This is a genomic window from Mycobacterium paraseoulense, assembly GCF_010731655.1.
In the GTDB taxonomy this organism is placed as follows: domain Bacteria; phylum Actinomycetota; class Actinomycetes; order Mycobacteriales; family Mycobacteriaceae; genus Mycobacterium; species Mycobacterium paraseoulense.
The window spans coordinates 5,830,437-5,852,773 of sequence record NZ_AP022619.1 but is presented as its reverse complement, the minus strand read 5'-3'; the positions used below and the strand labels follow the sequence as shown (position 1 = coordinate 5,852,773).

General features: G+C 66.1%; 19 protein-coding genes and 5 pseudogenes. 6 read left to right on the top strand and 18 right to left on the bottom strand.

What is annotated here, in order from left to right:
* Positions 1–61: 61 nt before the first annotated feature.
* On the top strand, positions 62–481 hold the full coding sequence (locus G6N51_RS27485) for a MarR family winged helix-turn-helix transcriptional regulator (RefSeq protein ID WP_142275038.1): 420 nt from the start codon (positions 62–64) through the stop codon (positions 479–481).
* Between the two features lie 5 nt (positions 482–486).
* On the opposite strand, the gene G6N51_RS27480 is transcribed toward G6N51_RS27485, so the two are convergent.
* The 3 genes from G6N51_RS27480 to rpsB are packed head-to-tail and all read right to left on the bottom strand — an operon-like array spanning position 487 to position 3,590.
* Positions 487–1,884 carry an amidase gene (locus G6N51_RS27480; protein WP_083172900.1) on the bottom strand — a complete coding sequence of 466 codons (1,398 nt, stop codon included), beginning with the start codon at positions 1,882–1,884 and terminating at the stop codon, positions 487–489.
* 34 nt (positions 1,885–1,918) lie between these two features.
* Entirely contained in the window at positions 1,919–2,734 is an 816-nt protein-coding gene (gene tsf / locus G6N51_RS27475; RefSeq protein ID WP_083172899.1) for a translation elongation factor Ts, read from the bottom strand.
* A gap of 1 nt (position 2,735) precedes the next feature.
* Positions 2,736–3,590: a 30S ribosomal protein S2 gene (gene rpsB / locus G6N51_RS27470; RefSeq protein WP_083172898.1), complete on the bottom strand. Its 855-nt coding sequence runs from the start codon at positions 3,588–3,590 to the stop codon at positions 2,736–2,738.
* Positions 3,591–3,813: 223 nt separating this feature from the next.
* On the opposite strand from rpsB, the pseudogene G6N51_RS27465 reads away from it, so the two are divergent.
* Positions 3,814–4,347, top strand: a pseudogene (locus tag G6N51_RS27465) (M23 family metallopeptidase); the annotation flags it as partial.
* Between the two features lie 80 nt (positions 4,348–4,427).
* On the opposite strand, the gene G6N51_RS27460 reads toward G6N51_RS27465, so the two are convergent.
* From G6N51_RS27460 to G6N51_RS29755, 4 genes and pseudogenes are all read right to left on the bottom strand, one after another.
* Entirely contained in the window at positions 4,428–5,324 is an 897-nt protein-coding gene (locus G6N51_RS27460; protein WP_083172896.1) for a tyrosine recombinase XerC, read from the bottom strand.
* 33 nt (positions 5,325–5,357) lie between these two features.
* Positions 5,358–6,521 carry a lactate 2-monooxygenase gene (locus tag G6N51_RS27455; RefSeq protein WP_083172895.1) on the bottom strand — a complete coding sequence of 388 codons (1,164 nt, stop codon included), beginning with the start codon at positions 6,519–6,521 and terminating at the stop codon, positions 5,358–5,360.
* 42 nt (positions 6,522–6,563) lie between these two features.
* A pseudogene (locus G6N51_RS27450) lies at positions 6,564–7,414 on the bottom strand (siderophore-interacting protein).
* A gap of 32 nt (positions 7,415–7,446) precedes the next feature.
* Positions 7,447–8,351: pseudogene (locus G6N51_RS29755) on the bottom strand (DprA-like winged helix domain-containing protein).
* Between the two features lie 103 nt (positions 8,352–8,454).
* Here G6N51_RS29755 and G6N51_RS27435 point away from each other — a divergent pair.
* A complete protein-coding gene (locus tag G6N51_RS27435) occupies positions 8,455–8,730 on the top strand; it encodes a DUF4190 domain-containing protein (protein ID WP_083172894.1) in 276 nt (91 codons plus the stop codon).
* 14 nt (positions 8,731–8,744) lie between these two features.
* Here the strand turns inward: G6N51_RS27435 and G6N51_RS29750 are convergent.
* From G6N51_RS29750 to G6N51_RS27405, 7 genes and pseudogenes are all read right to left on the bottom strand, one after another.
* Positions 8,745–8,843, bottom strand: a pseudogene (locus tag G6N51_RS29750) (hypothetical protein); the annotation flags it as partial.
* A 189-nt stretch (positions 8,844–9,032) separates the two neighbouring features.
* Positions 9,033–10,295, bottom strand: coding sequence for a serine/threonine protein kinase (locus G6N51_RS27430; protein ID WP_083172893.1), 1,263 nt, complete (start codon positions 10,293–10,295; stop codon positions 9,033–9,035).
* 353 nt (positions 10,296–10,648) lie between these two features.
* The gene (locus G6N51_RS27425) at positions 10,649–11,779 is read right to left on the bottom strand and encodes a cysteine peptidase family C39 domain-containing protein (RefSeq protein WP_083172892.1); all 1,131 of its coding nucleotides are present in this window, start codon (positions 11,777–11,779) and stop codon (positions 10,649–10,651) included.
* A gap of 12 nt (positions 11,780–11,791) precedes the next feature.
* Positions 11,792–13,183, bottom strand: coding sequence for a radical SAM/SPASM domain-containing protein (locus G6N51_RS27420; RefSeq protein WP_083172891.1), 1,392 nt, complete (start codon positions 13,181–13,183; stop codon positions 11,792–11,794).
* The gene (locus G6N51_RS27415; protein ID WP_083172890.1) at positions 13,180–14,148 is read right to left on the bottom strand and encodes a radical SAM protein; all 969 of its coding nucleotides are present in this window, start codon (positions 14,146–14,148) and stop codon (positions 13,180–13,182) included. The genes G6N51_RS27420 and G6N51_RS27415 overlap by 4 nt, the downstream gene beginning before the upstream one ends.
* Positions 14,149–14,698: 550 nt before the next feature.
* Positions 14,699–14,993 (bottom strand): annotated as a pseudogene (locus tag G6N51_RS27410) (ATP-binding protein); the annotation flags it as partial.
* 116 nt (positions 14,994–15,109) lie between these two features.
* Positions 15,110–16,048 (bottom strand): DUF6602 domain-containing protein, encoded by a 939-nt coding sequence (locus tag G6N51_RS27405; protein WP_083172889.1) that lies wholly within the window; start codon positions 16,046–16,048, stop codon positions 15,110–15,112.
* Between the two features lie 87 nt (positions 16,049–16,135).
* Here G6N51_RS27405 and G6N51_RS27400 point away from each other — a divergent pair, with 87 nt between their 5' ends.
* Together G6N51_RS27400 and G6N51_RS27395 are read left to right on the top strand one after the other, a co-directional pair.
* Positions 16,136–16,492 carry a hypothetical protein gene (locus G6N51_RS27400; RefSeq protein WP_142275035.1) on the top strand — a complete coding sequence of 119 codons (357 nt, stop codon included), beginning with the start codon at positions 16,136–16,138 and terminating at the stop codon, positions 16,490–16,492.
* Between the two features lie 364 nt (positions 16,493–16,856).
* Positions 16,857–17,393, top strand: a complete 537-nt coding sequence (locus G6N51_RS27395; RefSeq protein ID WP_083172887.1) for a hypothetical protein — start codon at positions 16,857–16,859, stop codon at positions 17,391–17,393.
* A 46-nt stretch (positions 17,394–17,439) separates the two neighbouring features.
* Here G6N51_RS27395 and G6N51_RS27390 read toward each other — a convergent pair whose 3' ends face one another.
* From G6N51_RS27390 to dprA, 4 genes are all read right to left on the bottom strand, one after another.
* Complete coding sequence (locus G6N51_RS27390; protein WP_083172886.1) at positions 17,440–17,982, bottom strand: hypothetical protein; 543 nt, start codon at positions 17,980–17,982, stop codon at positions 17,440–17,442.
* 9 nt (positions 17,983–17,991) lie between these two features.
* The gene (locus tag G6N51_RS27385) at positions 17,992–18,765 is read right to left on the bottom strand and encodes a hypothetical protein (RefSeq protein ID WP_142275034.1); all 774 of its coding nucleotides are present in this window, start codon (positions 18,763–18,765) and stop codon (positions 17,992–17,994) included.
* 1,128 nt (positions 18,766–19,893) lie between these two features.
* Entirely contained in the window at positions 19,894–20,745 is an 852-nt protein-coding gene (locus G6N51_RS27380; RefSeq protein WP_083172884.1) for a siderophore-interacting protein, read from the bottom strand.
* A gap of 32 nt (positions 20,746–20,777) precedes the next feature.
* Positions 20,778–21,944, bottom strand: coding sequence for a DNA-processing protein DprA (dprA, locus tag G6N51_RS27375; RefSeq protein ID WP_083172883.1), 1,167 nt, complete (start codon positions 21,942–21,944; stop codon positions 20,778–20,780).
* Between the two features lie 113 nt (positions 21,945–22,057).
* On the opposite strand from dprA, the gene G6N51_RS27370 reads away from it, so the two are divergent.
* Entirely contained in the window at positions 22,058–22,333 is a 276-nt protein-coding gene (locus tag G6N51_RS27370) for a DUF4190 domain-containing protein (protein ID WP_083172882.1), read from the top strand.
* Positions 22,334–22,337: the final 4 nt, after the last annotated feature.

The following is a 22,337-nucleotide window of genomic DNA, read 5'->3' as shown; positions in this document are numbered from 1 at the left end:
AATCACATCTTCGCGGCCCGAAGTCGCATCCAAACCGCCGAAATATGTCAAGATGATTGACATGGTTCAGGCCGAAGACGCACCGCTTGGTTACCTGCTCTACCGGGTGGCGAGCCTGCTGCGACCGGAGGTGTCCGCCGTGTTGGGCCCGCTCGGCCTGACCCTGCCCGAATTCGTCTGCCTGCGTATGCTTTCCATGTTCCCCGGAACGTCGAGCGCCGAGCTGTCCCGGCAGGCGGGCGTCACGCCGCAAGCCATGAATACGGTGCTGCGCAAGCTGCAAGACATTGGCGCCGTGGCGCGTCCGACGTCGGTGTCCAGCGGTCGCGCGCTACCCGCCACGCTGACCGGCCAGGGCCGGGCCCTGCTCAAGCGCGCGGAAGGCGCGGTCCGGACCGCCGACGCGCGCATCCTGGCCAAGTTGACCGAAACTCAGCAGCGCGAGTTCAAGCGGATGCTCGACAGGCTCGGATCCGACTGACTTACCTACGAGACTTGGATCCGGGCCCACGGCCGGGCCTCTTCGAGCTCGTAGGCCAGCTCGAGCAGAAGCGCCTCCTGCCCGAGGTCGGCCGAGAACATCATGCCCACCGGCATGCCTTCATCGGACTGTGCCAACGGAAGTGAGATCGCCGGCTCGCCCGTGACGTTCTGCAGCGGGGTGAACGAGACCCAGTCGATCAGTCGTTCGATGACCTGGTGGTAGTCGGTGGGTGCCAGGTAGCCGATGCGCGGCGTCTCGTCGGCGAGCGTCGGGGTCAGCACGACGTCGTAGGTGCCGAAGAATTGTGCGGTACGCCTGCGGATACGGCGCAGGCGCATGATCGCCAGAGGCAGTCGGTGAATGTTGCGGGCGGTGTGCCGCTCGAGACCGAGCGTCAGGCTGTCCAACCGGGCGCGGTCGAACGTCTTGCCGAACATGTGCCGCCCGCTGCGCACCTGGGCCAGCGCGAGAAATCCCCAGTAAAGGACGAAATCGTCGACGAAGCTGGCCGGCACGGGGGGCTCGTCGAGGTATTCGACGCGGTGCCCCAGTTCCTCGAGGAGGCCGGCGGACTTGAGCGCGAGCTCGCGCACCTGGGGGCTGCAGTCGCGTTGTACCGACCGGGTCAGAACTGCGATCCGCAGCCGCTGCCGGCCCGGCCCGGTGACGTCCCCGACCGGCGCCAGTTTCGGGTTGCGCCAAATGCGTTCGGCCTCCCGGTAGAACGCCGCGGTGTCCCGCACCGAACGGGTCACCACGCCGTTGGCGACGATGCCCACCGGCATTCGGCGCAGGTGGGCGTCCAGTGGCAGCCGCCCGCGCGACGGCTTCAGCCCGACGAGCCCGTTGCAGGCGGCGGGGATGCGGATGGAGCCGCCGCCGTCGTTGGCATGGGCGATCGGCACCACGCCGGCGGCAACGAACGCACCCGAGCCCGATGAGGATGCGCCGGCGCTGTAGTCGGTGTTCCACGGGTTGCGGACCGGCCCGAGCCGGGGGTGTTCGGCCGACGCGCTGAAACCGAATTCCGACAACTGCGTCTTGCCCACCGGGGCGAGCCCGGTGGCCAGGAACACCCGGGTGAATTCGCCGTCGGAGGTGGCGTTCCATGGCGTCCACGCATCGGTGCCGTGCATGGTGGGCTGGCCGGCGATGTCGACATTGTCCTTGAGGAACGTCGGCACGCCGTCGAAGAAGCCGTTCGCCGGCACGGCGGTCCGCGCCTGCTGGAAAGCCGCATACGCCAGGCCGTTGAGGACCGGATCGACGGCCTCCGTACGGGCGATGGCGGCCTCGATGACCTCGGCCCTGGTCACCCAGCCGGCTTGGATGGCGTGGGCGAGCCCGACCGCGTCCAGGTCACCGAGGGCGTCGTCGCCGAACGCATGCATGTGTCGCATGTAACCGACGCTAACCCGTCGCCCGCGTCGGGGCTTAGGCCTGGCCCACTTCGAAGCGCACGAACCGGGTCACCGTCACGCCGGCCTCGTCGAGCAGGGCCTTGACCGTCTTCTTGCTGTCGGACACCGACGGCTGTTCGAGCAGCACCGCGTCCTTGAAGAATCCGTTCAGCCGGCCTTCGACGATCTTGGGCAGCGCCTGCTCGGGCTTGCCCTCGGCCTTGGCGGTCTCCTCGGCGATGCGGCGCTCGCTGGCCACCACGTCCTCGGGGACATCGTCGCGGGACAGGTAGCGAGCCTTGAGCGCGGCAATCTGCAGGGCGACGGAATGCGCCGCTTCCGAGTCGGAGCCGCTGTACTCCACCAGCACACCGACGGCCGGCGGCAGGTCCGCCGCACGCTTGTGCAGGTAGGCCTCGACCGTGCCGTCGAAGAACGCCACGCGGCGCAGCTCGAGCTTCTCGCCGATCTTGGCCGACAGGTCGGCGATGGCCTGCTCGACCGTCTTGTCACCGGCGCTGGCCGCTTTGAGGGCGTCGACGTCGGTGGCCTTGGCGCTCAGCGCGGAGTCGACGATCTGGTCGGCCAGGGCCTGGAACTCGGCGTTCTTGGCGACGAAGTCGGTCTCGGAGTTCAGCTCGATCAGGGCGCCGCCCTTGGCCGCGACCAGCCCCTCGGCCGTCGCGCGCTCGGCACGCTTGCCGACGTCCTTGGCGCCCTTGATGCGCAGCGCCTCGACGGCCTTGTCGAAGTCGCCGTCGCTCTCGGCCAGCGCGTTCTTGCAGTCGAGCATGCCGGCGCCGGTGAGCTCCCGAAGCTTCTTGACGTCGGCGGCGGTGAAGTTGGCCATGTCAGCCCTCCGTGGGGTTCGATTCGGGTGCGCCCGCAGCTGCGTCGGTGGGGCCAGAAGATGGAGCGGTTGCGGCGGCGGAGGCCAACAGTTCCTGTTCCCATTCGGGCAGCGGCTCGGCGGCCAGCGAGTCCGAAGCCTCGGGCTTGCCGTCGCCACGGCCGACCCCGGCGCGGGCCTGCAGGCCCTCGGCGACCGCGGAGGCGATCACCTTGGTCAGCAGCGCGGCCGAACGGATCGCGTCGTCGTTGCCCGGGATCGGGTAGTCGACCTCGTCGGGGTCGCAGTTGGTGTCCAGGATCGCGATGACCGGGATGCCGAGCTTGCGGGCCTCGCCGACGGCGATGTGCTCCTTGTTGGTGTCGACGACCCAGATCGCCGACGGCACCTTGGCCATGTCGCGGATACCGCCGAGGCTGCGCTCGAGCTTGTTCTTCTCCCGGGTCAGCATCAGGATTTCCTTCTTGGTGCGACCCTCGAAGCCGCCGGTCTGCTCCATCGCCTCGAGTTCCTTGAGGCGCTGCAGCCGCTTGTGCACCGTGGAGAAGTTGGTGAGCATGCCGCCCAGCCAGCGCTGGTTCACGTACGGCATGCCGACGCGCGTCGCCTCGGCCGCGACCGATTCCTGCGCCTGCTTCTTGGTGCCGACGAACAGCACCGAGCCCCCGTGGGCGACGGTCTCCTTGACGAACTCGTACGCCTTGTCGATGAAGGTCAGCGTCTGCTGCAGGTCGATGATGTAGATGCCGTTGCGGTCGGTGAAGATGAACCGCTTCATCTTGGGGTTCCAGCGACGGGTCTGGTGCCCGAAGTGAGTGCCGCTGTCGAGCAGCTGCTTCATGGTTACTACGGCCATGCTTATGCCTTTGTGTGTCGGTTGTCGCCCGGCATCGGGTGAAGCCGGGCCCTGGCGCCTGCTGCGATGCCGGACCCAGTTAAGGGACCGCCCGGCATGCGATGCGAACTCCTAGTGGAACGGGAGACGCGGGGCAGACGCGCGAAGTCAGCCCGCGAACGAGCTGCGACCAGGAGTTTACACCGAATCAGCAGGTGGTTTTGCACAGCACCGGTACACGTGAGTGGTGCCGGCGCCCGCGCGGCAATGGACTGAGCCGATGCGACGGGTTCTGTGGCTTTTAGCGGGCCTGGCAGTCCTCAGCGCGGCGCCGGCGGTTGCGGACGACGCGCGGCTGGATTGGCCGTTGCGCCCGCCGCCGGCCGTCGGGCGTGGATTCGACGCTCCGTCACCGGACTGGAAGCCCGGGCATCGGGGTGTGGACCTGCCCGGCGCCCCCGGTCAGCCGGTGTTTGCGGCGGGCAGTGCCACGGTGGTGTTCGCCGGGCGGCTGGCCGGCCGGCCGGTGGTGTCGCTGGCCCATCCCGGCGGTCTGCGCACCAGCTACGAGCCCGTGCGGGCCGCGGTGCGGGTGGGTCAGCCGGTGACGGCCCGGACCGTGCTCGGCTCGTTGGAGCCCGGGCACGCCGGCTGCCGGGCCTCGGGAGCAGGAGGGGCGTGCCTGCACTGGGGCGCGATGTGGGGTCCCGCGTCGGGCGCCCACTATGTCGATCCGCTCGGCCTGGTGAAGTCGACTCCGATCCGGCTCAAGCCGCTTGGCGAATGAGTGTGCGTCCAGGGCTTTGCGCGTGCCTCCAGGGCGGGAATTCTGCGGCGGATTCCCCGCCGTGATCGCACTCACGCCCGCGGGTGGGCCTGCTCGTGCACCGCCCGCAACCGGGAGACGGCGACGTGGGTGTACAGCTGGGTGGTCGCCAGGCTGGAATGGCCGAGCAGCTCCTGCACGACCCGCAGGTCGGCCCCGCCTTCCAGCAGATGCGTCGCCGCGCTGTGCCGCAGCCCGTGCGGGCCCATGTCGGGGGCGCCGTCCACCGCGGACACCGTCTGATGCACGACGGTGCGGGCCTGGCGTACGTCGAGCCGCCGCCCCCGCGCGCCCAGCAGCAGCGCCGGGCCCGACTCCGCGGTCACCAGGGCCGGACGTCCGTCGTGAAGCCAGGCGCGCAGCGCCTCGGCGGCCGGCATCCCGAACGGGACGGTGCGCTGCTTGTTGCCCTTGCCGAGCACCCGCACCAGCCGGTGCCCGGTGTCCACGTCGTCGACATCGAGGCCGCATAGTTCGCTCACCCGGATGCCCGTGGCATACAGCATCTCGACGATCAGCCGATCCCGCAATGCCATCGGATCGCCTTGCTGCGCACCGGATTTCGCGGCGGCCATCGCGTCGAGCGCCTGGTCTTGGCGCAGCACCGCCGGCAGGGTGCGGTGCGCCTTCGGCACCTGCAGCCGGGCGCCCGGGTCCGCGACCAGCAGGCCACGCCGCGCCGCCCACGCGGTGAAGGCCTTGACCGCCGAGGTGCGACGGGCCAGGGTCGTGCGGGCCGCGCCGGCCGTGGCCGCGGCCGACAGCCAGGACCGCAGCAGGGGCAGGCTCAAACCGTCCAGCCCGGCGCCGCGGTCCGCGAGGAACGTCAGCAGTGAGCGCAAGTCGCCGAGGTAGGCCCGACGGGTGTGCGCCGACCGGCCGCATTGCAGCGACAGGTATTCGTCGAACTCCTCGAGGATGGCCTCCACGCCTGAAACGTTCGCAGGCGCCGCGGGCTCGACTCAGTCGACGCGCCGGAGCGTGTCCGGGGTGAGATCTTTCAGTGTCGGATAGCCGTCGACGGCCATGATCAGGTCCGCTTCGGCCAGCAGCGAACGCAGCACGTGCACGATGCCGTCGACGCCGCCGAGCGCCAGGCCGTACGCGTAGGGACGGCCGACGCCCACCGCGGTCGCGCCCAGCGCGAGCGCCTTGACGATGTCGGCGCCGCTGCGGATCCCGGAGTCGAACAGCACCGGAAGCCCGTCGGCCGCCTCGACCACCCCCGGCAGGCAGTCGAGCGCGGGCAGACCGCCGTTGGCCTGGCGCCCGCCGTGCGTCGAGCAGTAGATGCCGTCGACGCCACCGTCCTTGGCGCGGCGGGCGTCGTCGGGATGGCAGATGCCCTTGACGATGAGCGGCAGCTTGGTCAGCGATCGCAGCCAGGGCAGGTCGTCCCAGGTCAGCGGGTTGCCGAACGTCGTGATCCACTGCAGCACAGTGGCTTGCGGGTCCTCCTCGGGCGGGCGCGACAGGCCGGCGCGGAAGACCGGGTCGCTCGTGTAGTTGCTCAGGCACAGCCCCCGCAACTGCGGAAAATTCGCCGTGCTGAGGTCGCGCGGACGCCACCCGGGAATCCAGGTGTCCAGGGTGACGATGATGCCCTTGTAGCCGGCGGCCTCCGCCCGCTGCACCAGGCTGGCGGCGAGCTCGCGGTTCTTCGGCGTGTACAGCTGGAAAAAGCCAGGCGTGTCGCCGAACTGGGCGGCGACGTCTTCCAGCGGGTCGGCGGTCAGCGTGGAAACGACCATCGGGACGCCGGTGGCCGCCGCGGCGCGCGCGGTGGCCAGGTCGCCGTGGCCGTCCTGGGCGCAGATGCCGATGACGCCGATCGGGGCCATGAACATCGGCGACGGCAGCGTCAGGCCGAACATCTCGACCGACAGGTCACGCTCGGCGGCGCCGACGAACATCCGGGGCATCAAGCCCCAGCGGTCGAACGCCTCGCGATTGGCCCGTTGGGTGCGCTCGTCGCCGGCACCACCGGTGACGTAGGACCACACCGACGGCGACATCGCCCGCTCGGCCCGGGCCTCCAGCTCCGCGAAAGCCATCGGCAGCGCGGGCGCGACCCCACCCAGACCCTTGAAGTAGATCTCGTTCTGGTAGTCCCCGAAATGCGCCATGGAAGTAGAGAATGCCAGCCGCCCGTCCGGCCGACGAACCGGCTACGACGGCCCGGCCTCGGCCTCGGCGAGTTCCCTCTTCCACTGCCGGAACGTCTCTTCGGTGCGGCCGCGCCGCCAGTAGCCCGAGATGGACGATGCCCACTTGGCGTCCACGCCACGCTCCTTGCGGATGTAGGGCCGCAGGTTGTGCATGACGCTTTGCGCCTCGCCATGAATGAAGACGTGCACCTGCCCGGGCAGCCACGGCGTGGTGGTGACCGCCTCGATCAGCGGGGCGTGGTCGCCGGCACGGTCCTCGGGGACCAGGTCGGCGCGGCCTCCCGGTACACCCAGTGCACCTCGACGCCTTCCGGCGCGGTCAGCGGGATCTCGTCTTCCTGGCCCACCACCTCGATGAACGCCTTGCCGACGGCATTGGGGGGCAGCGCTTCCAGAGCCGCGGCGATGGCGGGAAGCGCGGATTCGTCGCCGGCCAGCAGGTGCCAGTCGGCGGCCGGGTCGGGCGTGTAGGCACCGCCGGGGCCCATCAAGAAGATCCGCTCGCCGGGCTCGGCCGCCGCGGCCCATTGGCCCGCGATCCCGTGCTCGCCGTGCACGACGATGTTCAGCGTGATCTCGCCCGCCGCCGCGTCGACGCGGCGGACGGTCATCGTCCGGACCGACGGCCTCTTCTCCGGCGGCAGGCCGGAGAAACTGTCCAGGGTCAACGGCTGGGGCAGGCCCGCGACGTCGACGTCGTCCGCGACGAACACCAACTTGACGTAGGAGTCGGTGAATTCGCTGGGCACGAAGGCGTCGAAATCCTCGCCCCTCAGCACCACCGCGACCATGTGCGGTGTGAGTTCTTTCGTATCGACAACCTCGAAGCGTTGCAGAGGTCGACCCGCCACTTGTCCTCCTGTCCCCACCCGGCCCCCGTCGACTATACGAGCCGCGTCGTCGCCGCCGGCTGGCCGCCGACGGCCCGGACAAGCCGCCACCTGCCCTCCTGGCGCTGCACCAACCCGGTCAGCTCGAGGATCGCCAGCGGCCCCAATACCCGCTCGGGCGCCAGGCCCGACGCGACCGCGAGCTGCTCGATGGTGGCCGCGCCGCGGCCGGGCAGCGCCTCATATACCCGGCGCTCGGCGTCGCCGAGCCCGTCGAGCGCCGTGGCCGGGTGGGGTTCCTCGACCGCCAGCTCGCCGATGCGGCCGATGAGCTCGACGACGTGAGTCAAAGCGAACTTGAAAGCGAAGAGCAAGCCCGATATCCCTGTGGCGTCGACCCCGATAGCAAAGAATTTTGAACAGTGGCGCGCCATCCAGGACAATTCTCATGAGCCCGCACAGCGGTTTCGCGCTCCAGGAGAACATCGTGCACCGCGCGCTACATCGGAGAATGCGCCACGATTACGAAACCGCTCACCTGCTCGCCATATGCCGTCGCGGCCCGAGTTCCCACCACGGCGGCCGCGCGGTGCGCCGCCTCGTCCAGCCGGGTCGGGCCCTGCGCCCACAACACCATCGGCGCCCCGCCGCGGCCTTGCGCCGAGGCGCTTCCGAATGCAGTGAACGCCAGCAGCGGCCACTCGTCATCGCCGGGTGTGATCAACCGTCCGCCGCGATTTGCAAGCAGCTCGAGATCGGCTGCCGCTCAGTCGATTTCGTGCCTCGCTTCGGTGTGTCGCGCCAGGGCCTCGTCCACGATGCCGCGGCGGACCCGGTCGGCCGCCTCGACCGGGCCCACGCGTCACACCAGGGTGGCGAGCTCGGCGCAGGGCGGCTCGGCCACCCGGGACAGGTACGCCCACGCGCGCAGCGCGGGATCGTCGACCGCGGTCAGCATTGCCGCGGCCCCGGGTTTCAAGAATTCGCCAAGCCCCGTACGCGAATGTGTTGTCGTCGAACCCCATTCGCCCTCGCGCAGGCGGCAAGGAACGGAGCGAACCATGATCATCTGCCAGCCCAGCCAGCTCGCCGCGCCTGCCCGCCCCGTAAACCCCTGGGCGATCGCGGCCTTCGCCCTGAGCCTGGTCAGCTGGTGCGGCTTGCCCATTCCCATCCTGAGCGGCGCCCTCGCGTCCGTCGCATTGCGCGACATGGAACAGCGCGGCGAAGGCGCCCGCGCGATGGCGCAGTCCGCCAGCGCGTTCGCCATCCTGGTGATCGCGGCGATTGTGGTCCGGGGCGGGCACAACGACTGGCTGACCAAGGCCTGCTGGTGAACCGAGGCCGCCGGTCATCGCTGCGCCCCCGGTTGCCGGAAGCTGAGCGCGGCCCCGACCTCCTCGGGGCCGGGCGATTAGCCGCCGGCCAGGTCGGTCAGGCTCCACGCGACCGCATGGACACCGGTCTAGCAGAACTCTTTGTCCCCGAAGATAGGGATCGGTCTATGACATGGCATAGGGGGCCAGGATTGCCACGGCGGACCGGTGCCCCACGTGCGTTACGCCACAGAAGGTTCGCTCTCCTGAACCGAGAGCATCCCGGGTGTAGATCGCGCGTCCGATGCGTCCGGCCCGAGTCGTCAGCGGGTGAGGTCAGCTGCCGAAATCACAGCCCATACGACCTCGGCGTGGCGGATGTCGCTGTGCGCGCCCCCAAACTCAGATTGCCTCGCCTTAATGACGGCGTTGGAATCGAGCGAATAGAACCTGCCTCGTGCAAAGTCATATGGTTGTCCCATCGCGGCCAAAGGCATGATGATCGGGGTGGGAGATTGCTGATAGCCGTCGTGGCCCATAGCGCCCCAGCGGTACACGAGTTCTGAGGCGAGTCGGCTATCTTGGCGTGCAAGCATGCTCGCCGCCGGATACCACCAGCCGAGAGCTCTGTCGGCACCGCTGAACGTTGCCAGCAGTGGCCCATCAACGCAGACGCCTCGGTCAGCGAGTTCACCAGAACGGCCAGCATCGATCGGCAACGGTGAGGCAAAGGTGAAGTGCGAGAAGGCACCTTGGATCAATGTCACCGACTTGATGGGGCTCGCCGATCCGGTGAATCGTTCAGGAACACCGGCGAGCGCATATGCGACGAGACGGGCGCCGAAGCTGTGGCCCAACAGGTGAATGCGGGGCGGGCCGGCGAGGCTGGCCAGCAGCGGACCCAGCCCATTCTTGCCCACAACCCCAGCGCGGTTCTTCATTTCGTAGTAGCTCAGAGTGCGCAGCAATTCTCTTGCGCCGGACCAGAGTCCAGCGAATGGGCCCCCGGACTCCTCGACCTTGGTAACGGGGGGTAGCGCCATCGCAGCAGCCTGGCCCAAGGCCGTTACGGTATCGGCAGTGAGAAACGCTGATTCGCCGGAGTCTTCGCTTCCCTGCGGGACTGTCGTGACGAGTTCTGCCGCGAGAGAATGGAATTCGATAAGTTTCTTCACTTCTTGCGGCTTTTCGTCTAGCAGACTGCCGAGTGTCTCGAGCTGCCATTTCTTATCTGGGAATGCTGGGGCCAGCGCAGCGGCAAGCTGTAGCCCCGTCGAGGGGGCCTGCGGAGCAGTGGCCGGATCGTCCTCAGGAAATAGGAGGGACGGCCAGAAGATGCTGGCGGCTGCGCTGGTGGACCGGTGCACACCCAGTTGATTGGCCAACAAGCCGAACATCGCTCGATAGAGATCACGGGCGGAGTTGACGCCGCTGTTCCAGCCGTGGGAAAGGACAAAGAGATCGCTGATCCCCCCGGCGGCTACAGCGGCCCGCAGCCCGCCGTCGCCGTTGCCGGTCACGGTGTTCAGCGCGCCATTGGCATTGAAATCGATTTCGTAATAGCGGAGCCCGTTGATCGTCGTCAATTCTTTTCCACTCCCCTAGGTCGCTTACAAAGCTCGCGGAGTCGATGGGGCCAGCCGCCTTGGAAGAATCCGTGCCGGCGTGAAAGCACACCCGCAGCGGTGGAAGTTCTCGCATGGTGTATCTAACAGTGCACCAAGCGCGCCCGAGTTGGTTGGCCGCAGTTCCATGGAACTACCAGGACGTACCGATTGTTGATGATGACTCGCAGATGGCGTGGGACGGGCAGCGCGAGTACGGCTTGACCTTCGGCGACTCGATTGACTTAGGTATGTAGGCCGGGAGTGCCCGGGCCTTCGTGATTGTTCATCGCGACAGCTCAGCCGTGTTGAAATAACCGCTGCACGAGGAATGTTCACGGCGTCGGCGCTAGGTTAAGCATGTTCTGGTAGAAATCGCTGATCGGCTTAACCGTGTTCTCAAGTACTATCTGACCAGACCCTACTGGGTAGGGGTCATTGATAATGTAGAACGATTCCCGGTGCGACGTCTCGCCCGTGCGTGCCTTTCGGTACACGTACTCGCGCCAACCCCGCAACACGCGTGCGTGGCCGGGAATACCAGATTTCGCCGGCCACAGATGCTGAAGGTAGTCGACCTGTAACTCGAACGTCGGCTTGCTGACGACCATGCCGCCCCACGCTCCGGCTGTCAGCGCGTTTAGGCCCGCCTTCATGCCCCCGTTGGTCGTCCCCGCCGGCCCGGTGCCCAGCGCGCGCGCAACGTCGAGCTGCTCCAACCGACCGAAGCCGAGGTAAGACAAGATCATTACTGTAGAGGCCACGGCGCAGTAGACAGGGGTCTCCTGCGCAATCAGTTCCACCGGAAGCAACGAGCCACGGATTGATGGCATGTCCTCCGGCGCGAGCTTGGTCTTGGCTGAGGACAACCGTTCTTGCGCGAACGCCAGGCTACGGTCCCACGCCTCGCTCGTCTCGCCGGCGCCCTCAGGTATTCGATCCAGACACGAGTAGAAAGGCTCGCCCTCGCGGTCTCCAGCCTCGCTGCCTTCGGGCAGTGCGTCGCCCTTCCACGCCCGTACCTTATGTAGGGTGAACACGTCATAGACAACCGACAATAGATTGCTCGCCTGAGCGACTTTGACGGCGACGCCTATTCGGGGATAGCCGTAACAGACCACCATGTCAGCACTGACGCTTGCACCTGGAAAGTCGTTGCGCGCCTGCTCAATCACCGCCGCTGTCATCGTTGGGCCATCGATAGGGAGCGCTCCGATCATGATCGAGTCGACGACCGCGAAGCTGCCGTCGCGCGCGGAGCTACGAATGACGCCGATGTGCTTGCCGTGCCCATCGGTGATCTGGAAGTCCTTGAACAGCGGTTCGCCGGAGAGGTCGGCGATCTCCATCGGCGGGCCTTCGGCCACGTCCGAGTCCCGTAGGTCACGTCCCGTGAGCAGTCCGATGTCGTTGGCAAAGCTCCGGTAGTAGAAGCTCAGGACTTCCCGTTGTGCGGTATCGTCCAACGCTGGCCGCGCTTAGCTCCGGATCACCGAGATCGCGGACAGTGGCACGAACGCAGTCGTCCCAGGCTGCGAGGGGGGTGCCATCGGAAGTGCCAATTCGTCGATGTCCTCGGGATGTGTTTTCTGGTACTCCATACGGACACGGTCTTTGACGTTCCAGCGGATCTGGTTGCAGGTGAACTCCTCTGGCGCCCCGTCCACGTGGCGGTGCGGACAGCTGCCGAAGCACACGGGTAGGACCGGACAACTCTTGCAGGGGTCGTTGCGCGTGGGGTCGAATCGCATCCAGCGCATGTTCTCGGGACTAGCCACGTTGACCGCGGAAGTTATATGGCCGATGCGCTTGTCATCCTCGCCAACCTCGATCCAGCAGCGCTGAAGCGAACCGTCTGGCTCAACAACGTAGGAATGTGAGCTGACAGCCTGACACTGCTGCAGCCAAGGCTGCTTGAACGGAGCAGCAGTACGGAAGCCCAGCGCCTCCGCGTGGGTGATCAAGTCGAGCTCGATGCGCGCGAAGTCGCGGTTGGTGCCAACCTTGACCGTCTTCGCTTCGGCGATATCCCGGCAGCCCTTGCCAAACGGGTGGATCGGCGCAAAGTAGACACGAATGCGCGCCGCCGCGCCGGAAGCGGCTAGATGGTCGAGCAATTTGTGGCAGCCGTCGGGGTTTATCAAGTCTACGTTCATCCGCAGCGTCACCGGTAGGACGCTCGAAGCGTGAATCAGATTGCCGCACACGCGGTCAAAGGTTGGCATCCCGGCCTTCGTTGGGCGCTTGGCGTCATGGTCGGCACGGAAGCCGTCGATCGTAAACTGGATGTTCGCCCAGTGCCCGAGGTTAGCGAGTTCGGCCGCCACCTCCTCGGTCAAGATCCAGCCGTTCGTGACCATGAAGGCCTCATAGCTTGCCCCGTTAGCGTCCGAAATCCGGATGAATTCCCGGCTCAGCCGGCAGATTGTCTCCTTACACATCAGAGGCTCGCCGCCATACCAAGTCACTGAGAAAGATGTCTTGCCCGGAAGTGTCCGCTCGACGTAGTCGACTACGTGCTGCTCGACCTCAGCCGTCATTCGGCCTGGCCGCTTGTCCTCATAGCAGTAGGCGCAGCCGAAGTTGCAATCGATCGTTGGCGCAATCGTCAGGCCTAGCACCTTCGGTGAGAATCGGCCGTCGTCGTACTTACGTTGGATGAAGCTCAGCTCGTCGAAGCCGTCGTCAATGAGCATCTTGTTGTCGAGGAGGCTGGCGCGCATGCTGTCTGGAAAGGCAGCGAAGTTGTCACTGCCGCGCCAGATTTCCGCCTCGGCAGGCGTCAATCGCGCGAAGGTGCGCCAGAGGAGGTTCGTTAGGACCACTGCAGAGCCCGACGAGAACTCTTGGACATAGTCGGAACGCTTCATGTCTGAGCCTCCACCCTCGCAGTTTCAGCAGCGGTGTAAGCGCGACAGACGTCGCGGCAAGCGCTGCAGGGGTCGGTATAACGAGCCTTAGGGGCGAATGCAAACAAGCGCGTTCGCCCCATCTCATTCAACGCCGCCGCCAGCGGGCCAGCGCTTTGTATGTCCTGGAAAAAGGGCAGAGCGCCCAGCTGATCGGCGAAGCGCCGTAGGGCACCCGCCTCATAGGTCCCCCCGCACAACGGGCTGTCATGACCGAAGCGGATCGAGGCCGCGCAACATGCGTATAGGTGGCCGTCCGGCGTCAGTGCCAACTGCCCGATGACGGGGCACGGGCGCATATGGCCGGTGAAGTCGAACGCCGAAGCGTCTAGGCCCTCAGCGCGGCCGACTTGCGAGACGCCGTGTATCTTCACTGCAACGCCCGCGATGGCTCCCGCCCTCGCGGCGAGCGCGTCGTTGTCGGTGCCTGGTCGCCGGGTGATTGCGACTTGGCAACGCATTCCCAGCGTGGCCGCTGCTCGTGCGGCCGCCAGCACCTGCGCCTCGCTCACATACGGGAGGTGGAAATAATCCAGACTAAGCAGAAGCGTGTCGACCCCTGCATCTTTGAGGCGCGCGACGCGCTTGGTAGCAACTGCGTCTGACTTCGCCCAGAAGCCGTTGGTCGCCACCGCGACCGAGACACCGAACGGCTTCGCTGCACGCGCTACCAATTCAACTGTGCCCGGGTCGATCATCGGCTCGCCGCCTGACACATTAACGTTCCATCCAGCAGCGGCCGCTTCACGCGCGGCTTGTTCGGCCACCGACCGCGATAGGCTCTCGCCACGCTCCGGTGACGAATCCGTGACGCAGTGTGCGCAGCGCGCGTTGCAACGGAGTGTGGAGAGAATCGTGAGGCTTTGGATGCGGAGCACTCGGCTACGTTCTAACCAATCTGGCCTTGGCAACCGCCGACGCACCATCGGGCCGGTTCTTCCGCGCCCTCCTGGCTTTGGAGCCGGTAGAAAGCGACGACCATCTCAAGAACCTCAGGTGGAACAGGCTGGCCCTCCGGGACGGAGATTCCATCGGGCAGTCTGATGGTCAACGTGTTGGACCCCGTGGCTGTAACCTCGACTTGTTGTGGCATACGGCCTCCTACGCGGAGTTAACCGATCAATCAGAGATTCAGGTTCGCACGTTATCCGCCAGCCGCTTGACATGTCAAGGGAAAATTTGGTAAGCCCCCTGCGAATACAACATGAGCACTAGGGAATGGGCGCGACGCTGCTAGCAACGTTACTACCGCAACAACAGCACTGCTCGCATCTCTGTGGCCGGATGATCACGTCATATTCGACCGCCGGGTGGCACGCGGCCGCGAATGCGCTACGCATTCACGCAGGCTTACGACCTTCCAAGAGTGTGGAAGTCGAGATTTCGAGGGCGAAGCCGCAGCAGGCGGACTTCGGTGACTATGCGACGGTACGCGGTGGGCTACGCAACCTCGACTTCCCCTTGGTCACTTCAGAGTTCGGTGCCCGAGAACGCGCCCGCGCGCACCGAATGCATCTGGACCCGCAGGTCCACTCGGTCGAGCAACGGCCCGGGCAGCTTGCCCAAGTAGCGACGCTTGGCCGCCGCACAGATGCAGTCCTGCGGATCGGCGGGCGCGCATGGACACAGGTTGGCCGCCAACACCAGCTGGAACCGGGCCTGGTAACAGGCCACCCCATCGCGGCGGTCGAGACGAATCTCCGCGTCTTCCAACGGAGTTCGCAAGGCCTCCAGCGCACTGGCGGCTGATCCCGGCGCATTCGAGTTCCAACACCACCCCACATCTTTGACGCGCCGTCAAAGTCAGGGCGAAATAGGTTGGGAGACAGTCTATCTCAGCTGTACGCCGCTACGTAGATCGACTAGATAAGGGACGCCGACCCCGGGTCAGTAGTGGTAGTTTCCGTGATTCCGGTATCGAGCAGCGATCTCCGGAGTAGCCATGTCGGCGAATCTGAATGAGCGCATCGGAAAACTACCTAGTGCGTCAGTGGTGTTCGTAATGCGAAGTCCGTCCGCGAAGGGCTTAAGTGTCGGATCGTTGATAGCCAGCTTTCCCCACAGCGAGCCGACGAAGTTGGTCAGAGGGGACAGATTTTGTTGTTGGTAATCGTGACGAAGGCCGGTCACGACGAGAGATTCGATACCCGATGTTCCGCTGGCAAACCCTAGCCAGGGGGCGAGCTGTTGATTTTCTCGTAGAAACCTCTCGGTTACGACGATGGACAAGCGACTCCAAGCTCCAAGGTCAGCAATGCAGATAAAATCAAGCCCTTCGCGTGGAGACATGACCAGATCGCGATCGAAATCAGTTGTGGCCGACTTTATATTTTCTTTCGGATCGCTACCCGGAGCCTTCCACTCGTGGGATTCGCCCAGCAGTCCAAAGAACACAGGCGGCACCAAGTAATCCTTCTCTTTGGTCGCATCCCGTATCTCCATCCCGCGGCGAAGAATTATCGCCTCTTCGTATGCATTTTTGATGTCCTGACGATCGACCGTGCGCCGAGAACTGAATGCTGCTGCGACGCCCGATGCGAGAACGGACTCTTTGACCCGCAACTTCTCTGGGTAGTGCGGATGGAAGACGACCAGGTCAGTTTCCTGCGTAAGCGGTGGGCCATCCTCGGTTTCGAGTAGCAGGTACTTCCGCTTCCCAATCTCATACTGCGGCGGCAGCCAGTCGCGCAAGACCTCATCCCAGCGTGACTCGACACGGTGCCCCGTCCGCTGGCCTTGCCGGCGAGCTATCTCCTGATCGCGCTCGTGCGATTCCACGATCGACCTGTTCAAGTCCGCAAGCCACTGGTGATGTTCGTGAGGCATCCTTCGAGCGTAGCCAGAGGGTTCGACATCTTTATTTATTTTCGAACATATGTGCGATAATGAATGCGAATAATGGCGCTCTGATGAATGGAGAAACTGGAAGGTCACGCAGCGCAGGAACGCGCCTTGAAACCTCCCCCACCGACTGATCCCACCGACCCCGGCCTCATGATCGCTTTTAACAAGGTAAATACGAGTTGCTTCTCGCCGCCCCTTCTGCCCCTGGACGGTGACGAGGCAGAGAAATTCCACGCTCAGGCATTTGTGGTCTTTGGCGCCTGGGTCGCATCGAACATGGATATGGGCGCTCGCGATTGCACAAGCTATGAGGAAAGCATGTTGCAGGGGGCGCACAACTATTTCGCCAAGAAACTTCCCGATACGATCTACGACCTGCCCGAACCGACTCTGTTGGACAGCTTTAGCGCGCTATGGCCTGGCTAAGCAGGCCAGATCATCCACCTCGCCCGATATCCTCGAACGCATCTCAAAGAGCCGCCCCCTCGTGATGCACAGCCCCCGACACCGTCGCGGCCCGCGCTCGGCCCGCGCCGGTCCGCGGCCGACCGAAATTATGCGACCACCCCTTTGGTGCTGACTCCGCCCGTAGTCAGGGTTTTCTTTTTCCGGCGGGCGGAAGAAACGGCCTAGGCGGGGCGAATAGGCCCGCGTGAGGGTGCTGTACGGCGGGTCAGGTAGACCGACAGTGGGTGCGGCGCAACAGAATCGGGGATGCACCGGATGGACGCCAGCGGGGGAACATGCCGCGTCGTTCGCCCTACCAGTTGCGGCGGGTACGGTCACGGTTATGCGAATCGTGGCCGATGAACTGCAAGCGTTGCAATCCCGACTCCAGGCCCCGGTTGGTCAAAGCACCGAGGTCGCACAGCCGCCGGTGACGGTGGTGACTCTCGTCGCTAGCTTGATCGCGCCGGACGCGCTCGTCGCCTCGACCTCGAACTATCGGGGCGGTCCACCGACCGTATGGACGGTTTATGCGGCCAGCCGCGTTGCGCTGGCGTATGTCGAAGTGGAGTTCGATCAGCAGCTGTACACAGCCGACGTCGAGCGTGATGTCGCGAAGTATCGCGGCGAGTACGCGGCGGCGAATGTGCGCGTCGCGTGGGTCCGGCCGTTGAGCCGGATTACTGAGCTGACGGTTAGTCGCAGCGTGGTATTCGCCGACACAGGCCGGTTGAACGTCGCCGCATCAGTGCGGTTCGCGGGTGTAGACGAGCCGCTGGTCCTGCCCGACCAATGCGTGATGATCAATGATCAACAGTGGGAACGTGCCGACGAGTTGCTCGGCATAATCCGGGATGGGGTCGGCGCATCCCGGCAGTAGCCCGATCAGCCATTGCACCGCCTAACCTGCCGCCAAACCACGCCAATCAGGGAGCATCGTTCGACTGCTCTTCAAGCATCGTGACGATCTCGGGCGGGAGCGGCCTGCTCTTGTAGTCGCGCCCGCCGCTGGACACCCACGCGTACACCGTTCGGGGCTCGACGCCCTTGGCCCTGGACCCCTTAACCGCTGCCACGACGCCACCCGGCTCAGTGACGAATGTTTTGCTCGCACCGGCGCCAACTTCACAGGGCGGTCGCTGTCCCTGGGGATCCTTTTCTACCGCCGCAATGCCGGAGGGATCGGTCCGCCACGCCCATCCGATCACGTGGAACGGAGATCGTCCGGCGTTCACCACTTCGACGCCGACAACGATCTTGCCACCAAGATGGGCTAGCGAACCCTGGATGTCTTCGCGGACGTTCTTGGTCGCCGGCATGGCGTACAGCTTGCCGCCGCTAAGAATGCACACGACCGGCGTCAGTTTGGGGCGCGCACCCGTCAGCACGAATTGGGCGATGCCCCAACCGAAGGATAGGCAGCCGGTCAGGGTGCCGATGATGCCGAGGATGAACGCGGCGACAGTCACTTCGTGCCGCTATCCGCCGCCGCTCGGTGGTGGCGCTATCGGGCCGGGCGGGGCTGGCGGTAGCGGCGTGGGGCCGGGCGGGGCCAGCGGTAGTCCTGGCGGCGCGGCACCGCCGCTAAGACCCAGAACCGACAGAATCGCACCGCCCGTGACCTGTGCGAGTGTGCCTACGACGAACGGGTAAACGAAAGTGTTCACAACCACGGTCACCTTGTCGCGGAAGGTGCTGCTGTGCTGGGCACTCTGCCCGACCGTGATAAGTAGGCGGTCAATCGCGACCTTGAGCTCGAAGTCACCGGTCTGTGAGTACCCGTCTAGGCACCACCGCAGCTGGTCACACATTTGGCGAAGGTGGATCTTCATGTCGGCGGGTAGAGAGTCGTCGTCGTTGACTGCGTTGAGCACGTCATCGACCAACCTGCCAGTGCGTTCAAGCCCGGCCGCGTCGGCCTTGGGCAAATAATCGTCCAGCCAACTTGCCAGCGTTTGAAGATGATCGAGCGAAGTCTTATCGATCCCGCCCGTGTTCTGGCCGCCCCAGCCGCGCGGCCACGCGAATACCACCTGAGACCAGATGGCGAATGCGCCTTCCCATACTCTGACGTCCTTACCGCGGGCGCTCATTTCCCGCAGGATCTCCTCAAGCGCGCCGATGTGTCGCACCGCTAGGCGGTGCAGGATCCACACCTCGGCACTATTTGTTGCGCGGGCTTGGTCCGCAGACCGATTGGGATGGTTCCACGCATGGAACTGCGTAAGTAATAGCGCGGCTGGGTTCGCCATAGCGCGGACGCTACGACGCATAGCAACCCGCACCGCTGCGGCGCGCCGCGCGACGCGATAAGGGTTCGTTGAGAATCGGCAAGAAGCATAGTGGACAAATCGTTAACTGCGGCAAAGACGCGCCGAGAGCTCGCAATTTGCTCATCGGCAACAACAGCGTCACCAGTAGCACTGGTCAGGCTTATGGCGCTATTAGCGCGGAGGGGCCGGCGCGCCCAACCGTTCGTCTAGTAGCGAGTCCGCCACGGCCATCGACGGCAGCGGTCCGCCCCGCGCCCGTGCCGCACGTCGAAGCGGTGCCATTAAACGGAGCTCGGAATCGATGGTTCCGGTGTTGCGCATGCGACGAAGGTAGAAGTAGCGCAGATCGCCGGCAACTCACCACTATCAGCCGTCGCCGGTTCGTGGCGTCCACCCCGGAGTCTTGTCGGGGTGCCGCACGACGGGGAGGCCAGTGTCTGCGCCGGGTGGGCATGAGCCTTTGCACTCTGGCCCCATCAACACCGTCTTCTTTCCGTCGCTCTGAGGTTCCTCACCTACGTACCACCACTCGACTCGTCCGCCGCACTTCGGGCACTGCTTTGTGTGGCGCCCAGGGTCGATGCCTACGTAGTCCGGCATGTCGTTGATCCTAGTCATCGTGGGCCGATAAGACGGTTGTAGTTGCAGTTTTGCTATCGCGCTTGCGGCAGCCGTGCCCCCTTGTCGGCGCAGCAGTCTCGGAACAGGTCGAGATCCCCTTTGTGCGGCCTCGTCCCGGCACCAAACTTGCCTCAGGGCTCTTCCACAGGGCGACGTACTCGCCTGGGGACCGGAGACAACAAAACGGCCCGCAGAAAAACGGCCTCAAGACTGCGCGATGAGAGCCGTTTTTGATCGTGGCGGTATTCCCAAGATCCACGAGGAGGGCTGCAGCGTTGGCAGTATCCCCCAAGAGCGGCTGGTGGCTTCATCGTGAAGTCCTCCCCGATTCGCCAATGGCGAAGATACCGCAAGTCACAGCACTGGCTTCTGACCTCGTTTTCGCAGGTCATAGCACACCGTTTACTCGTCTCTACCGTTCTGGTAGTCCCCGAAATGCGCCATGGAAGTAGAGAATGCCAGCCGCCCGTCCGGCCGACGAACCGGCTACGACGGCCCGGCCTCGGCCTCGGCGAGTTCCCTCTTCCACTGCCGGAACGTCTCTTCGGTGCGGCCGCGCCGCCAGTAGCCCGAGATGGACGATGCCCACTTGGCGTCCACGCCACGCTCCTTGCGGATGTAGGGCCGCAGGTTGTGCATGACGCTTTGCGCCTCGCCATGAATGAAGACGTGCACCTGCCCGGGCAGCCACGGCGTGGTGGTGACCGCCTCGATCAGCGGGGCGTGGTCGCCAGCACGGTCCTCGGGGACCAGGTCGGCGCGGCCTCCCCGGTACACCCAGTGCACCTCGACGCCTTCCGGCGCGGTCAGCGGGATCTCGTCTTCCTGGCCCACCACCTCGATGAACGCCTTGCCGACGGCATTGGGGGGCAGCGCTTCCAGAGCCGCGGCGATGGCGGGAAGCGCGGATTCGTCGCCGGCCAGCAGGTGCCAGTCGGCGGCCGGGTCGGGCGTGTAGGCACCGCCGGGGCCCATCAAGAAGATCCGCTCGCCGGGCTCGGCCGCCGCGGCCCATTGGCCCGCGATCCCGTGCTCGCCGTGCACGACGATGTTCAGCGTGATCTCGCCCGCCGCCGCGTCGACGCGGCGGACGGTCATCGTCCGGACCGACGGCCTCTTCTCCGGCGGCAGGCCGGAGAAACTGTCCAGGGTCAACGGCTGGGGCAGGCCCGCGACGTCGACGTCGTCCGCGACGAACACCAACTTGACGTAGGAGTCGGTGAATTCGCTGGGCACGAAGGCGTCGAAATCCTCGCCCCTCAGCACCACCGCGACCATGTGCGGTGTGAGTTCTTTCGTATCGACAACCTCGAAGCGTTGCAGAGGTCGACCCGCCACTTGTCCTCCTGTCCCCACCCGGCCCCCGTCGACTATACGAGCCGCGTCGTCGCCGCCGGCTGGCCGCCGACGGCCCGGACAAGCCGCCACCTGCCCTCCTGGCGCTGCACCAACCCGGTCAGCTCGAGGATCGCCAGCGGCCCCAATACCCGCTCGGGCGCCAGGCCCGACGCGACCGCGAGCTGCTCGACGGTGGCCGCGCCGCGGCCGGGCAGCGCCTCATATACCCGGCGCTCGGCGTCGCCGAGCCCGTCGAGCGCCGTGGCCGGGTGGGGTTCCTCGACCGCCAGCTCGCCGATGCGGCCGATGAGCTCGACGACATGGTCGGCCCGGGTGACGAGCTCGGCGCCGTTGCGCAGCAGCGCGTGGCAGCCGGCCGACGCGGACGACGTCACAGGCCCGGGCACCGCGGCCACCACCCGTCCCAGCGCCCGCGCCCAGGCGGCGGTGTTCGCGGCGCCGCTGCGCAGGCCCGCTTCCACCACCACCGCCGCCCCCGCGACCGCAGCCACCAGGCGGTTGCGCGTCAGGAATCGGTGCCGGGCCGGCCGCACCCCGGGCGGGTATTCGGTGAACAGCAGACCGTGTTGGCCGACTCGGTGCAGCAAGGCCGAGTGGCCGCTCGGATAGGGAACGTCCAGGCCGCCGGCGAGGACGGCGACGGTGATTCCGTCGGCGTTCAGCACCGCCCGGTGCGCCGCGCCGTCGATGCCGTAGGCGCCCCCGGAGACGACGGCCACCTCCCGTTGCGCCAGCCCGGCCGCCAAGTCCCCGGCCACCTGCTCGCCGTAGGACGTCGCCGCCCGGGTTCCCACCACGGCGGCCGCGCGCTGTGCCACCTCGTCGAGCCGGGCCGGGCCCTGCGCCCACAAGACCATCGGCGCCCCGGCACGAGCCTTCGCCGAGGCGTTCGCGAACGCGGCAAACGCCAGCAGCGGCCACTCGTCGTCGTCGGGCGTGACCAGACGTCCGCCGCGCTGGGCGAGCAGCTCGAGGTCGGCCGCCGCGCGGTCGATTCCGCGCCGCGCCTCCGTGAGCCGCGCGAGGTCGTCGCCGACCAGCCCGCGGCACACCCGCTCGGCCGCCTCCACCGGGCCGACGCGCCGCACCAGCATGGCGAGCTCGGCGCAGGGGGGCTCGGCCACCCGGGACAGGTACGCCCACGCGCGCGCCACGGGATCGTCGACCGCGCTCAGCATCGCGGTGTCACCGGCCGCAAAGATCCGCCAAGAATCCGTTTAGCCCCGTAGGCGAATGTGTTGTCGCCGGGCCCCATTCGCCATCGCGCAGCCGGCGAGGAACGGAGCGAACAATGATCATCTGCCTGCCGGCCCAGCTCGCCGCGCCCGCCCGCCCGGTGAACCCGTGGGCGATCGCGTCCTTCGCCCTGAGCCTGGTCAGCTGGTGCGGGTTGCCGATTCCCGTGCTGAGCGGCGTCCTCGCGTCGGTCGCGTTGCGCGACATGGAACGGCGCGGCGAAGGCGGCCGCGCGATGGCGCAGTTCGCCCGGGCGTTCGCCATCCTGGTGACGGCGGCCCTCGTGGTCCGGGGCGGGCACCACGACTGGCTGACGAGGGCGTATTGGTGACCCG